At 62.5% G+C, this 12,454-nt stretch carries 16 protein-coding genes; all 16 read right to left on the reverse strand.

Annotation, left to right across the window (positions count from 1 at the left end; genetic code table 11):
* Window positions 1–8 precede the first annotated feature (8 nt).
* Window positions 9–599: a hypothetical protein gene (locus tag J7355_RS15510; RefSeq protein WP_209064315.1), complete on the reverse strand. Its 591-nt coding sequence runs from the start codon at window positions 597–599 to the stop codon at window positions 9–11.
* An 85-nt stretch (window positions 600–684) separates the two neighbouring features.
* The gene (locus J7355_RS15515) at window positions 685–1,488 is read right to left on the reverse strand and encodes a phosphoadenosine phosphosulfate reductase family protein (protein WP_209064317.1); all 804 of its coding nucleotides are present in this window, start codon (window positions 1,486–1,488) and stop codon (window positions 685–687) included.
* 292 nt (window positions 1,489–1,780) lie between these two features.
* On the reverse strand, window positions 1,781–4,852 hold the full coding sequence (locus tag J7355_RS15520; RefSeq protein WP_209064319.1) for a hypothetical protein: 3,072 nt from the start codon (window positions 4,850–4,852) through the stop codon (window positions 1,781–1,783).
* A 75-nt stretch (window positions 4,853–4,927) separates the two neighbouring features.
* Window positions 4,928–5,311 carry a hypothetical protein gene (locus J7355_RS15525; RefSeq protein ID WP_209064321.1) on the reverse strand — a complete coding sequence of 128 codons (384 nt, stop codon included), beginning with the start codon at window positions 5,309–5,311 and terminating at the stop codon, window positions 4,928–4,930.
* A 627-nt stretch (window positions 5,312–5,938) separates the two neighbouring features.
* Window positions 5,939–6,472, reverse strand: a complete 534-nt coding sequence (locus J7355_RS15530) for a DUF1643 domain-containing protein (protein WP_209064323.1) — start codon at window positions 6,470–6,472, stop codon at window positions 5,939–5,941.
* Between the two features lie 263 nt (window positions 6,473–6,735).
* Entirely contained in the window at window positions 6,736–6,945 is a 210-nt protein-coding gene (locus J7355_RS15535) for a hypothetical protein (protein ID WP_209064324.1), read from the reverse strand.
* Window positions 6,946–7,016: 71 nt separating this feature from the next.
* Window positions 7,017–7,565, reverse strand: coding sequence for a single-stranded DNA-binding protein (gene ssb / locus J7355_RS15540; RefSeq protein ID WP_209064326.1), 549 nt, complete (start codon window positions 7,563–7,565; stop codon window positions 7,017–7,019).
* Between the two features lie 86 nt (window positions 7,566–7,651).
* Complete coding sequence (locus J7355_RS15545) at window positions 7,652–7,915, reverse strand: hypothetical protein (protein WP_209064328.1); 264 nt, start codon at window positions 7,913–7,915, stop codon at window positions 7,652–7,654.
* A 276-nt stretch (window positions 7,916–8,191) separates the two neighbouring features.
* Window positions 8,192–8,545 carry a hypothetical protein gene (locus J7355_RS15550; protein WP_209064329.1) on the reverse strand — a complete coding sequence of 118 codons (354 nt, stop codon included), beginning with the start codon at window positions 8,543–8,545 and terminating at the stop codon, window positions 8,192–8,194.
* An 11-nt stretch (window positions 8,546–8,556) separates the two neighbouring features.
* Window positions 8,557–9,108 (reverse strand): DUF4124 domain-containing protein, encoded by a 552-nt coding sequence (locus J7355_RS15555; RefSeq protein WP_209064332.1) that lies wholly within the window; start codon window positions 9,106–9,108, stop codon window positions 8,557–8,559.
* Between the two features lie 30 nt (window positions 9,109–9,138).
* Window positions 9,139–9,606: a hypothetical protein gene (locus J7355_RS15560; RefSeq protein ID WP_209064334.1), complete on the reverse strand. Its 468-nt coding sequence runs from the start codon at window positions 9,604–9,606 to the stop codon at window positions 9,139–9,141.
* A 78-nt stretch (window positions 9,607–9,684) separates the two neighbouring features.
* Window positions 9,685–10,266 (reverse strand): hypothetical protein, encoded by a 582-nt coding sequence (locus tag J7355_RS15565; protein ID WP_209064336.1) that lies wholly within the window; start codon window positions 10,264–10,266, stop codon window positions 9,685–9,687.
* Window positions 10,263–10,664 (reverse strand): hypothetical protein, encoded by a 402-nt coding sequence (locus J7355_RS15570; RefSeq protein ID WP_209064338.1) that lies wholly within the window; start codon window positions 10,662–10,664, stop codon window positions 10,263–10,265. Before J7355_RS15570 ends, J7355_RS15565 begins: the two co-directional genes overlap by 4 nt.
* 238 nt (window positions 10,665–10,902) lie before the next feature.
* Window positions 10,903–11,112, reverse strand: a complete 210-nt coding sequence (locus J7355_RS15575; protein ID WP_209064340.1) for a hypothetical protein — start codon at window positions 11,110–11,112, stop codon at window positions 10,903–10,905.
* A 76-nt stretch (window positions 11,113–11,188) separates the two neighbouring features.
* Entirely contained in the window at window positions 11,189–11,698 is a 510-nt protein-coding gene (locus J7355_RS15580) for a hypothetical protein (protein WP_209064342.1), read from the reverse strand.
* Window positions 11,699–11,750: 52 nt separating this feature from the next.
* Window positions 11,751–12,410: a hypothetical protein gene (locus J7355_RS15585; RefSeq protein ID WP_209064344.1), complete on the reverse strand. Its 660-nt coding sequence runs from the start codon at window positions 12,408–12,410 to the stop codon at window positions 11,751–11,753.
* Between the last annotated feature and the right edge of the window lie 44 nt (window positions 12,411–12,454).

Genomic DNA, 12,454 nt, shown 5'->3' on the forward strand with positions numbered 1-12,454 from the left:
TGGCTTGCTTAGAGACGACCCGTGGCGAGCGTGCTTTCGAGTGTCCAGTCGTAGAGGTCAGCCACCTCCCACGCGATCGCCAGTTCACGACGCGCGGCCTCCGGGTCACTTTCGTAGAGCGTGTTGAGGCATACCGGGTCATGCCCGTCCTTCTGCTCCTTCGCCACAATGACTTCGTGCGCCGGCCCCTTCGCGTTGCGAACCGCTGAGTGGGGCTTGACCTTGTAAACCATGATTTCCTGCGTGTCTCGAAACTTGATCGCCATCTTGGCGTCCGGCCCGCATAGGTTTTTCGCGCGCCGCTTGACGTCGCTACGCACAAGATCGACCGCGACCATGTGGCCGATCAGCAGATCGAGATCCAGCGGCACTGACATATCTTTGCCGAGTTCGACCTGCTTCTGGCGCGCGAGGAATTCTGTCGCCTTGGCCAGCAAGTGTTGCTTGCCCTCGATCGGGCGCAGAGCGACCGGCTCGCCATGCCCTCGGTTCGAAGCCGTTGCCGCGCGCTTGCCGTCGATATAAACGCTGCCGGTGAACGCGTTGGTCTCTTCCGACAGGCTCGTATGGTGTTTCACGCCTTTGAGTTCGATTTTCATGCGGTCTGCCCTGTGTGTGAGTGCGGTTGCTACGGGGCTAGACTCAGACGCGCAACGCGCGCCGCAACCCTTTTCCGAGCCGCTGTCAGAACAGACTCCGCTGGGCCGGCTTGTGGTTGATGATCGAGGCCAGCGATTGACCGCTGGCGTGCATCGTGTACCCGGTCTCGTCCTCCAGCTGCATGTACTCGGTGGCGAGGTCGGGATGCACGCGTGCTGCGTGGCGTAGGTCGTTATACGAGCCCATGATGCAAAACTGGCACGACAATCGTTCATTACCGCCCGCGTAGGCGGGGTGGGGCGACTGCCCGGCCGCGCGAATGGTGTCGAACACGCGTGATTTCGACCAGCCGTGAATCGGCAGGTGGTCGTACCAGGTGCGCCGTCCGTTGGTCTGCGACGCATTGACCGACCAAATCGGGCGCTTTCGTCGGGCCGGCGACTCATCGGCACGAAAGCCCAAGCAGTTCACAACGGTCGTGAAGCCGTGTTTCGTGGCGTATCGGCGGACTTCTCGCGCGATCGGCCCGCGCTTGAGATCGCTCGTGCATTGGCGCTGCGCCGGAGATGGCCAGGAGGGCACGTCGGGCCGGCGAGCGTGGCGCCGGCGCACCATGTCGAACAGCGTCTTGTTGGCGCGCGCCACGATGAAGGGCAGTGCCGCGGACTGGGCCTGGCCTTGCGCCAGCGCTTGCGCGCCAGGCCACTCGATCGCGCCCAGGCTCGCGTGTACGACGAGCAGTTGCTCGGCGGGTATGTCGGCCTGGAGTAGGGAGATCAGCATCGATTGCGAGTCAGCGCCGCCACTATGACTGGCCACCACGAGTGCGCCCGACGAGACGAGATCCGCGAGCGACTCGGGTATTGCGTGAGCCGGAGTTGAAGCCATGACCTTGCAGCGTTGATGGGAACGCTATGCAGTCTCCGCCGGCGCGAGCGCGCCGCAACACGGCATCTTCGATGACGGTCGATCGACTGCTGGTTTCAGGGTAGAAAGCCCGCCGGGCTAGGGGGGTAGCCCGGCGGGAATAGAACGGAACGGTGCGCTGGGGGGCGCGTTCCGAGAAGCACGAGAGCTTTGAGATCGATGTTCACAGGCATGGGGGACCGCGTTGTGACCATCTGGCCGACGCCCGTTGAGCGTCGCTTACCCCCTTAAAGGGGGTAGGAGTGGAGCACCCTCAGCTATTCGTCCGAAAAGGGTTGTTCAACCACTCTGAGAATCCCTCGCGTAAGTCGAGATCGTCGGTTGAGAACTGCGCTAGCGCCGCAATCTGGTCAGGGGACAAGGCGCACCACAGCAGCTCATCCCGCTTTGCTTGATTGAGGTCGAAGGCGAGTGCGCCCCTGGCTCCCACCGTGCTCGTGCTCGCAAGAACGCGCAGCGTCGGGGGAACATCACGAAGCCTCGTGTACGCGAGGTCGCCGAGAGGTTCGCTCGTCAGTCTCTGGGCGATGTGATCGCCATGCTGATAGGTGTTATGCACGAGCTGCGTGATGCGATCGCGACAGCGCGTATCGCCGACCCGATAGAGCAGGGTCAGGGCGTCGGCCTGCCAACAGAGCCACCGGATGATCCGCCCGCCGTCTGCACTAAGACGTGGCGTAGCGATCAGGCCGATAGGCGCTCGAATGATGGGCGTGTTGACCATCCTGTCGCGCCGTCCGAGCGAGGCGCGTAGCGTGGTCGCGGCACGCTCGAACAAGATCGCGATATGTGCCTGATCGGGTGCTTCGCCGATCAGCATGGCCAGATCACCGGTCTGCGCCTCGACGGTGCGGCGTTGCTGGGCGAATAGATCCGGCTTGAGCCTCGGAGCCGAACGGGCACGCTCAAGCCATAGATTCACCGCGCCGCGTTCCGTGAAGTCTTCTCGTCGTGGTGGGCTTGCCGTCGATGCAACGCGCTGTGCGGGAGCCTCGTGACGTTCCCAGACGATCAGTTCGCGTGGGTTACCACGCTCGAACACCCCCCGTTCGATCTCGGGCCCGGTCGCGGGCTCGGCGATGAGCCCATCCGCGGCCAATTTCGTCGTCATGCGTTCGACCCACGGCGTCGGCCACGGCCATGCCGCGAGCGTGTCGTCGTCGGGTGCGTGGTAGATCACCAGCCGCGCGTGATTGTCGATGGCCACGCGTATGACCGCCTCCGGGGCGAGCGCGCATGCCTGAAGCCATGTCGCGACTTGAGCGGGTGGCGGGGCCTGGTTCACGGTGACAAGGCGGCTGCAGTCCCTGGCCATCCCGCAGGCTTCGAGTGCCTGGGCAATACGTGAGGCCGCGGTAACGATGGCACGCCCCGATCCGCGCGCCGCCGTGCTCCATCGCCGGCCCCGCGCGGCGAGCAAGACGGCACGAGTGGCGTGCTCGCGTGCAGTGTCACAGACGCTGCCAGCCACCGCGTCAATCAGTGGTTGGGCGTCCGCTTCGGCTTGGCGCAGGTGATGGTAGGCCCGGATCAATACCGGCATGACCACCTCGTACCGCTCGCGAGCCTCTCGTGAGTACAGCCGCGGTTCGATGTCCGCCGCGGTCAGACCATCGAGCACGAGCAGGTGATAGCCCAGGCTCATGCGGCCGCGGTCACGATCGAGCTGAAGCATGGCAGTGGTATTGCGGGTACCGCATGTGGCGTGACTGAAACCCTCGACGCGCAGGCGCACAGCGGCATGCCCTTTATGCTGACACACGGTAGCGATCGAGCAGCGCTCGGTCGCGTGTCGAATCTGGTCTGGCTGACGGTGGACGGGATTGGTAAAGCAGTGCGGTGCGGTATCGACATCGATCAGGGCAGGCCAGTATCCCGACACTGTCGCCTCGGGCGCGAGACGGGCGAACTGATCGGCGAACAATCGACCCAGGGGCACGGCGTCCCGACCCAGCAGTCGCGTGTCGTCGTCATCGGCAATGAAATCGAAGATCGCGGCCTGGACATCCGTATCGAGCAGATTCAATCGGCCGTGCAGTGCTTCGAGGTCGAAGTGCCCGAACAGCGCGTCACGGTCGTAGAGACCCCACAGCAATATGAGCAGGCGCTTATACATCAGCGCGATCGAGTCCTGACGATCACGGCTATCGGCATAGTTCACGTCGTCGAGCGTGATTCGCTCGCCGTCGATGCCCTGGAACGGACGATCCATGTCATCGCTCGTCGGGAACAGGCGCGGCAGATAGTCGAGCGGGGAGAACACCGCATCGACACGATCACCGTCGCGTACCAGCAGGAACACCGCCGCGTTGTAGCCGTTGTAGACCATGTTCGCGAGGGTGTCGTTGTAGTCGCGCCGGTGGCGCCGGTAGCGCATCGCAGCGATACAGCGTGTTTCGGGCAACAGGCGATCCCGAAGCTCGGTATCGTCGCGCAACAGGGCCGCGAAGGCGCCGAGGTCACGGAAGTCTGCACCGCCGAACTCGACGTTGATCAGCGATTCCTCGTCCATGAACAGGCAGCGCTGGCGTATCGCGTAGGCACCGTGATCGGGGCTGCGATCGCCCTCGACCAGTGTTTCAACAGCCACGTCCTTGCCGGTATAGAGCTCGAGTGTCGATAAGGCGTCGAACACCTTCTTGGCGTCGGCGACCATTGCCTTGGCTTGGGCCGACATCGCGGCCGCGCGCTCCAGATGAAACGGCGAGATGGCTTTGGCCAACCGCTGCAGCTCGTGACTTTCTCGGGTGATCAGCTCCGCACGCGCACTGACCAGCGCGACCTGATTGCCGGCCGCGGCCTGAAGCTGTGCGAGTTGGTCCGGGCTGACAGCCTCCAGCGAGTTTGACGTCGCCCCCGGTGCCGGCAGGCCGGCGACCGGTTGGTATCCGGCAGCCAGCTCCGAATCCGGGTTGTCTCGTCGTTCGGCCTCGATCGCGGCAATCACCGCGGTCGAGTCGCTCGATAGGGTTTCGATGCGGGTCTTTGAGGCGAGGATCTGACCCTCGATCTCGGCGATCTCGGCATCGCGGATGGCTTGCGCCTGTTCGGCATCGATCGGCTCGAAGCCATCCAGGAACTCACGCAGCAACAGGCGACGGCTGTGGTGTGAACTCTCGCTGGGATGATGGCGCAGAACGACCGTGTGAGGGACATCGTCAACGATCTTGATCTCGTCGATCATGAGCATACGACCCGCCGGAATCGTCACGCGGTCCCGGGCCCGATGGTCGCGCGTCGCCCGCCAGTACGCCCCAGGCGCCAGGTTGTATTCACGCTCGATACGGGCGACACGAGCGGCTGACGGCATCAGATCCTGTGGCATGGCGGTATTTGGTGGCTTATAGGGAGAAACAGCCCTGCAGCGATGCCGCAGGGCCGGAGGTATCTCGAGAGCCGCCTATTCGGGCGGCGGAGTCACGGATGCGGTCGAGCCGTGCTCGAGCGCGTCGAGCCGGATGGCTTCCGCCAGCCAGAGCAGGGCTTGGCGGGTGCGGCTGTTGCGGCCGCCGCCGGCGCGTGTACGAATACGAATGCTTGGGAGCGGGTTGGGCTCATCGTCCGGTATCTGCTCCCAGTCCTGCATCATCAGGTGCACGTCGCTGTCAGCCGGCGAGACCATCACGCGCAGCCAAGAGCCGCCTTTGCGGCCCTTGTCGTCGCACAGCACCTCGTAGCTGGCGCCGGCGACGACGCCCTCGGGCCAGTGCGGGCGAAGCACGTTATCGGAGGTCGGCGGTTCGTGATCGTCCAGGTTGGGCAGGTTGTTGGGCGAATCGAGCATGAGTTGGCTCCACGGGTGGGTATGTCCTGTAAAGCCACCCTCGGACCAGTGGTGCGCGCCGCAACCCTGTTCTCGCGGCCATAAAAAAACCCGACACGATTGGCTCGTGTCGGGCAGTTGGTATTAGATTTGGTCGATCTGCGTGCTTGGATTAGAACGAGCTAAGTCTCGTTCCACTTCATGGCGTTGTGTCTCCAGCCTTCCTCGTCCTGGGGGTCGATCCCAGCCGCTAATTCGTTGCAGCTATCGCAGAGCCCATTGGTGAAATTTTGGGGTTCATCGTACTCATTACAGCCAGGGGTAGCGCATTTTTCTAATTCGGAATAATGCTCTATAAAGCAGGAGTCACAAATTACTTGGCGATCTACTAGCCAGAACTGGCTGGTCTTAACGTTATGATTTTCGTGGGTACACAATATCGGAACGGGGGAAGGTTTGTGTATTTCTTCAACCTCTGACATAGAAGCCTCCTGTTTCGTGCAGCGTTTTGAGAATGCGGCGGAGCAAGCTGATCTCAGAAACGGTCGTCCAGCCTACTCGCTAGACTGCTTTCTAGCCTAGCCCGCACCTCCAGTAGCGCAACCTGGTTGACAGGTCGGCTACTGGAACGCCCGCGAGTCGCACAGGCTATGTGGGCATATACGCCTTGCCCTGTGCGTTCCAGGGGCTGGGAACGAGGCCACCGGGCAGGTAGAGCGGATGCTCCGGGTGGCCTTCTTTCGTCACTCGCAGGGCGGTCCAATGATTGGTGAGTGCCGCGACCTCACGAAAGCGCTGCGCGGCGAGCCGGCGGGTGGCCGCCTTCCCCTTGGGGGTGCCCCAGCAGGCCAACAGAATGCCGTCGTGCTCGCGACAGTAGCGAACGGCCGCTTGGATCGCTTCATCGTTATGAGTGCCTACGGGGTCGCTCATGACGGCGAGGTCGTCCGGGTAGGGCGATACCGCCGCGAACGTATTGACCTTGATCAGCATGCTGCAGTCGAGCATTTCCGCCAACGTCACCTCGCGGGTGATGGTGGGGTCGTTTCGCGCTTCCGCTGCGACGCTGGGGTTGTAGCCACACGAGACCAGCGGCCGGTCGCCGAACATCGAGATCGGACGGCAGAGGGTGTAGCGGTGTCTGCGATCGGGCGAGAAATTCGCCGCCGCCAGAATATCCACGAGCGCCTAATCCTCGGTCAGAGCTGACCAGCAAAACAGCCGGTGCAGCAGAGCGTGATACGCGCACATGAACTGACGCTCCCAGCGGTTGGCTTCGACAACACCGGGCTGGCGGCCCGACAGACACGAAAAGGCGCTGGGGGTGCACAGCTCAGCCACCCAGCCATCGCGAGAGCACTCGCTACAGAACTCGCCCTGAGAGTCGCGCGCGACGTAGGTGCGGCCGTGGTGCTGGCAGAAATCGCGGCAAGTACAGGAAACGCTCATGGCACGGTCACAACAAGCCCAGAACCGTCGCGAGCATGATTCCGATCACGGTGCCCGCAGCCAAAGCCCACAGCCGTCTGGGTGCGCTTGAGACCGAAATCGATACGCCTTGCGTGGTGGCCATCGCGGTTACTCGTTCGCCATGGCCCGGTGATGACCATCAGCGGCAGAACCATCACTGATATGAAGACGAGGGTGTTGAACATCCGTCACTCTCAGGTCGAACAGGATCAGGGCTCAATCGAGCCCTGTCGTTGCTGTCGTGTTTTGTCTGGGGTTACACGCTCCCCGGATCAAAAGGGATGTCATCATCCAAATCGTCGTCGAACCCAGGGTCTTGCCCGGTAGCGGCAGGGGCAGGCGCCTGCTGCTGCGATGGCGTCGGCGCCGGCGCGCTACCGCGACTGCCTGCGGCGTAGTCTCGCGCTGAAGATGGCGTGCCCTGCTGGCGGCCGCCGCCCGAGCTGCCGCCATCGCGATTACCGCCGGCGGAGTCGAGCATCTGCATCTCGTTGGCTACGATCTCGGTGGTGTAGACGTCTTGGCCTTCCTTGTTCTGCCACTTGCGCGTCTGGATACGGCCTTCGACGTAGATCTTGGAGCCCTTGCGCAGGTATTCGCCGGCGACCTCGGCCAGCCGCGCGAAGAACACCACGCGGTGCCATTCGGTACGTTCCTGCATCTCGCCGCTGGACTTATCGCGCCAGGTATCGGAGGTGGCCAGATTGACGTTGGTCACGGCGGTGCCGCCGGCGGTATAACGCGTCTCAGGATCAGCGCCTAAGTTACCGATTAATATGGCTTTGTTGATTCCACGAGACGCCATAACCTATTCCTTTTAAGGGCGGCCTGAAGTGGCAGGCCGGTGATAGAGGTGGTCGTTCATCGACCGTTGTGATTCATCATCGACCGTCAGCTGCGCGCCGCAAGTGCGGCGTCCATGCGATCGGCATGGCCGAGGCCCAGGGCGTAGCCGGTGGCGGTATTCAGGTCGAAGTAGTGGCGAACCTTCCAGAGCTCGTCCAGGGCGTTGCGTATCGCTGCGACATCGACCGTCGATCGATCGGACGCGCGCAGTCTGTCGTGGGCGAACTGGCCTGCAAGCATCGCGCCGGTAAAGTGAACGTCGCTGCCCTCGATCATCTCCCGGTGACCACCGCAACGGATGAGCTTCATTGCGTGTTTGGCGCTCGATTGCCCGCCGAGGCGTGCGCTGCGTAGCAAGCTGCCCAGCTTCGGGTCGTGGATAGCGTCGCGGTTTCCCATACCCCATGAAAGGGTCGCTTGGGTGAGCGATCTCGGCTGGTGAGCGTAATTAGCGCTTTTCGCACAGGCGAATACGGCGCTAGGTGGTATGCGTGGCGGGGTTCGCGGGTAATGCCCAGGTGCTCAGCACCCTCTGGGTCGTCGCCGGCATCGCTTGTTTCTCCCGTGTTGGCACGGTTGCCGAGATCAGTCGTCCTCTGGGATTTCTTCCAGCAGCGCAAAAACGAAGGCCGGGACGCGGTACCCCTCTGAGCGCAGCATCCTGAGCGTCTGGATACAGCTCTGCTCGTCGGGAGCATGGAACGACCCGCCGTCGTGAGGGCCGCCGATCATTTCGCGCGGCGCGTTATGAATCACCTCTCGCTGCTCCCGGTAGGCATCCAGATACGCCTGCGATCCGACCGAACCGATACGCGGCAATTTGGGTATGTCGGCAGCGATTCGATTCTTGGCCACCTCGATCGCATAACCGCCGCCGATGGCTTCGTAGCAGTAGACGTCACAAGCCCAGTTCGCGGAGCTGAATCTGCAGATGCTCATGCTGGGGTTTCCTAGTTCGTCCGCAAGAATTTCGCATTCTTGGTGTTGATCAGGCCGCCCGGAGTGCTGTTGTAGATCGTGGTGCCGCCCATCGGGTCAATGAACTGACCGCCGCCAATCGATTCATAGCGCTTGCCGGTCTTGGTGTCGATGCGATCGGGCACGCGTGCCGGCACGGATGGCGCGTTGTCGGGCGGCTGACGGCTGGCTTCGCGCCGGGCTCGTCGCTCGGCCATACGCTCCGAGACGCTTGGCATGTCGGAGTAACGGGTTTCTCGTCGGCGAATATCCGCCAAGGCCCGTTGGGCGCCGGGTTGGCGCGCGCGAGGTCGAGGCCGCGGCTGGGCACGACGCTGGTGTTGGTACCGGGCGACATCGGCCGGCTCGATCGCCCGCGTTGTATTCGGCTCAAGACGAGCCTCGGATAGTGTCTCGATCACGTTCGGACATGCCTTGTCCGAATACCGAAGTGAGCCATCGGCCTGCCGACATTTGTAGACCTGGGCCTGTGTCGCAGTGGCGAAGACGCTCAGGCCAATGATGACCAACCATCGCTGACGCATGGCTTGCCTCCCTGTCTGTCGTATGGGCCTTCAGCAGACGAGACTGAAGGCGTTCAGTTCTTCGTCGAGGCGCGCTTCGAGCGTACGCAGGGCTTCATCCCGTCCCTCCGGCGAGGGCCACGGCTTGCGCCAGCAGCCATAGCGTGCGATCGCGTCCAATCGGTTGGATACGTCCGCCGGGTGGTCGGCCAAGCGCGCGAAACGGTTGCCACGGGCGTCGAGAAGTCCGACATGCGCGACACGGCTGGTAATGATCTCCAGCCGCACACGCTGGTTCCGGCGCGAACTGAAAAGGCGTCGATCTCGGGTGGCCATGAGAAACAGCACCGAGTCGCCGGCAACAACCTGCGTGCCGCAGTTGATCGTGTGCTCCTCACTGGCGGCTATCAGCCCGGCCATATCGCACACGAAATGGCGGTTCAGGTTCGCGGTCTGGCATCGCTTGACCGCGGCGCCGAAGTCGGCGGTAAGAGCGGGTGTCGCGGTAGAAAGAATCATCGGCATATCGGTGTCTTCGAGGTGTGGTTCTAGCCTCGTCTGATGGATGCGCGCCGCAACCCCTTATGACTTAGCGAGTTAGCGTAGTTCTTCCGCCAGTATCGGCACGTCGGCCATGCAGTGAACCCGGCGTGCCGCGACCCCGCGATTCCACGGGCGATCCATCAATACCGTGCGGTCGCTGGCCCCATGGCCGGTCGCGGCCAGGTGGCCCGCGTTGTCGTCGACGAGAAAGGCAACGTCCGCTCGCTCGGCGAGGAGCGTCGCCTTGGACTCCCCCTGACCGAACAACACGATGTCGTTGGCGCCGATGCCCAGGGGCGCCAGGGTGTGTGCCGTGATCTCGCGTGCCCGTGGATGGAACTGTCGAGCGGTCCATGCCTCGATGCGATAGCCCATTGCCCGCAGCTGCTCGACGCTGTCGCGGGCGTCCGGCTCGAGCGCAATGTGTTCGAGCACTTCATGTTCGATCAGCAGCGTCAGAAAACGCGCGAGCGGTAACTTGAAGCGCTCATGGATCACATAGTCGGTCCAATGGCGCCAGTCCACGTCGACCGCCAGCTCTCGCGAGATCATCGCGGCTATGGGATCACGCAGATTCGCCAGCGTGTCGTCGACATCGAGCGCGATCGTGCGCTTCGCCGGGTCGACAGCGCTCATGAGGATGCCTTGACGTGGTCACGATAGACCGCGTTGCCGAGCACGCCGAAAACCATGGGCAGGGTCAGCACCATCAAGGACAGCATCGTGCCGCTGAGGAACAAATGATGTAGCTCGGGTGTGTCGTAGATGATGAACAAAACCATCTGCGCGCCGACCGTCATCATCGCGAGAACGTGAAGGGTCACACCGACCACCAGCAGATTGAATGCAAAGCTCGGCAGCTTTGCGATAACGCCGCGGCCGTCGCGCCCGCGTTGGTAGGCGCCGAACATGGCACGGCTGATCGCCAAGACCACGATAAGGCCGATGGCGAGTCGCAACAGCAGCCATGTGCTGAGACCAGGGGTGACGATCATCTGAAGCTCCAGGCCGAATTGAAAGAAGGGCCAGGCCACCACAACCCGGCCCCTCCGAGGGTCTAGCGCACCCATGACGTGGGATGCGGTTGCCGTGGCCGATTCACCCCGGCGGCAACACAGGGGACTCAATGAGTACCGACCGACTCACTCCTGCGCATCTTCAACCCGCGGAGTCACGGGCGGAGACCTTGGCGATACGCTGCCACTGCACTTTATCTCTACAGCTATAAAGCAATACAGGAGAAGCGTTTCCCTGTTTGGTCCGAATATCGGGTCATGCGGATACCGGTTCCTGCTCGAGGTCACCGTTGACCAGCAGCAATTCGCTCGATTCCGGTGTGTAAGTCACGCCACAGCCCGGGCAATCGTCGTCGACTTCGCAGTACCAGCAGTCCGTCCACGACTCGTTGCAGTCCTCGCAGTGGTAGGCGTTTTCGAGCCAGCGTTCTTCGTTGGCGTAGATGCCCGAGAAGGGGTTGCACATGGTCTGGTCCTGCTCCGTTGTTTCGATGGAGTCAGGTTCGCGCCCCGGCAGTGCGCCGCAAGCCCTTTTCACGTGTTTACACGACGACAGTCTCGACGTGCTGGAAGTGGCGATAGTTGTCGCGGTCACGCCGCGCGTTGAGCGTGCCCTGGACGAACGCAATCTGCCCATCATCGAGCAGGTAGCAGCGGTTCAGCATGTCGTGGTACTTGCCGCGCCCACTTGATTGCACGTCGCCCACGACGCGCTTGTCGCGCAGAGCCTCCGAGAACTCCGCGTAGGTCAGACTCACGAGGCTGTCGAGCACGCTCTTTTCGTTGCCACGTATGCGCCAGATGAGAAACCCCGCGAGGATATTGCCGGCCAGTATGGCGACACCGAAGCGGATAACTTCCGGCAGCTTTTCGCGTACGACATCCCAGTCACCCGTGCCTGTGATCGCGGAGTAGGCCAGCAGGCCGAGATACAACAGGGCCGCGAGATCGGCGAAAAAGGTCACGCCGAAGACCGGCGCAAAGACGAGTTTAAGAACGGTATTGATATAGCGCGTGCGCTTGAGTCGCCTGATCGTCTTTGTCGTCGGCATCGTGGTTTGTCTCTTTGTTGTTGACGCGTCGTGGTCAGGGCCCTGGGCGGGCTCAGATCGCGGAGTGTTCGTGGAGGAAGTCGAAAAGCGCGTCCGGATCGTGCCGGGCGTAGCGTTGAAAGAGCATCAGCTTTGCGGGCACGCAGGGCATGTCGGCCAGCGCATCCGACCAGCTCATCTTCAATGAGGACCGCTGGAAGCGTGAGAGAACGTGGGGCAGGTCACGCGGACTGAACTCCACCCCTTTGTCGGGGCTGCGGCGCAGAATGTCGTCGGGTCGGTATCCGTGGCCTGAGTGCCAGATCAGCGTTTCGCGCTCCAGGCGCAATCTGTTCGAGGACAACACCATCGGAATAAAGCAGGTTTCGATGGCGCGCTCTTCAGCCGGATGAATGAAGTAGATGCCCGCGCCAGAGGCAGTCATGCCGCGTATGTGGATACGGGCACGGGCGGTCTCGGAGATCGCCTCGGGTCGGAGCTCAGGGTCACGTTCGAGGAGCCAGGCGAGAGCCATGTCGAGTCTTTCGAAGTTCTGGGAGGCCTGCGTTCCCATGAGTACCCTGAAGGCGCGCTCACCGTTGTGGAAAGCTAGGTGCTCCACGACCGCGCCTTGGCCGGCGGCGACGCCGCTCCAGATCGGGCGTGTATGGGCAATCAGGCTTTCGTAGATAGCATGGCGCTGCACAAGCGCGTCATCGACAGGGTAGGGCATGAGCAGTGAAGTCTGTTTCGAGCCAGCTGGTGGCAGGCGAAAAA

It is taken from the genome of Endozoicomonas sp. G2_2 (assembly GCF_017744135.1).
Classification (GTDB): Bacteria; Pseudomonadota; Gammaproteobacteria; order Nevskiales; family Salinisphaeraceae; genus Salinisphaera.

Bases quoted from the DNA above. Each gene is read 5' to 3' on its own strand.
- J7355_RS15510 (WP_209064315.1), bottom strand. From the start codon at position 599: ATGAAAATCGAACTCAAAGGCGTGAAACACCATACGAGCCTGTCGGAA.
- J7355_RS15545 (WP_209064328.1), bottom strand. From the start codon at position 7,915: ATGAAGCTCATCCGTTGCGGTGGTCACCGGGAGATGATCGAGGGCAGC.
- J7355_RS15555 (WP_209064332.1), bottom strand. From the start codon at position 9,108: ATGCGTCAGCGATGGTTGGTCATCATTGGCCTGAGCGTCTTCGCCACT.
- J7355_RS15560 (WP_209064334.1), bottom strand. From the start codon at position 9,606: ATGATTCTTTCTACCGCGACACCCGCTCTTACCGCCGACTTCGGCGCC.
- J7355_RS15565 (WP_209064336.1), bottom strand. From the start codon at position 10,266: ATGAGCGCTGTCGACCCGGCGAAGCGCACGATCGCGCTCGATGTCGAC.
- J7355_RS15520 (WP_209064319.1), bottom strand. From the start codon at position 4,852: ATGCCACAGGATCTGATGCCGTCAGCCGCTCGTGTCGCCCGTATCGAG.
- J7355_RS15535 (WP_209064324.1), bottom strand. From the start codon at position 6,945: ATGTTCAACACCCTCGTCTTCATATCAGTGATGGTTCTGCCGCTGATG.
- J7355_RS15515 (WP_209064317.1), bottom strand. From the start codon at position 1,488: ATGGCTTCAACTCCGGCTCACGCAATACCCGAGTCGCTCGCGGATCTC.
- ssb (WP_209064326.1), bottom strand. From the start codon at position 7,565: ATGGCGTCTCGTGGAATCAACAAAGCCATATTAATCGGTAACTTAGGC.
- J7355_RS15525 (WP_209064321.1), bottom strand. From the start codon at position 5,311: ATGCTCGATTCGCCCAACAACCTGCCCAACCTGGACGATCACGAACCG.
- J7355_RS15550 (WP_209064329.1), bottom strand. From the start codon at position 8,545: ATGAGCATCTGCAGATTCAGCTCCGCGAACTGGGCTTGTGACGTCTAC.
- J7355_RS15575 (WP_209064340.1), bottom strand. From the start codon at position 11,112: ATGTGCAACCCCTTCTCGGGCATCTACGCCAACGAAGAACGCTGGCTC.
- J7355_RS15585 (WP_209064344.1), bottom strand. From the start codon at position 12,410: ATGCCCTACCCTGTCGATGACGCGCTTGTGCAGCGCCATGCTATCTAC.
- J7355_RS15580 (WP_209064342.1), bottom strand. From the start codon at position 11,698: ATGCCGACGACAAAGACGATCAGGCGACTCAAGCGCACGCGCTATATC.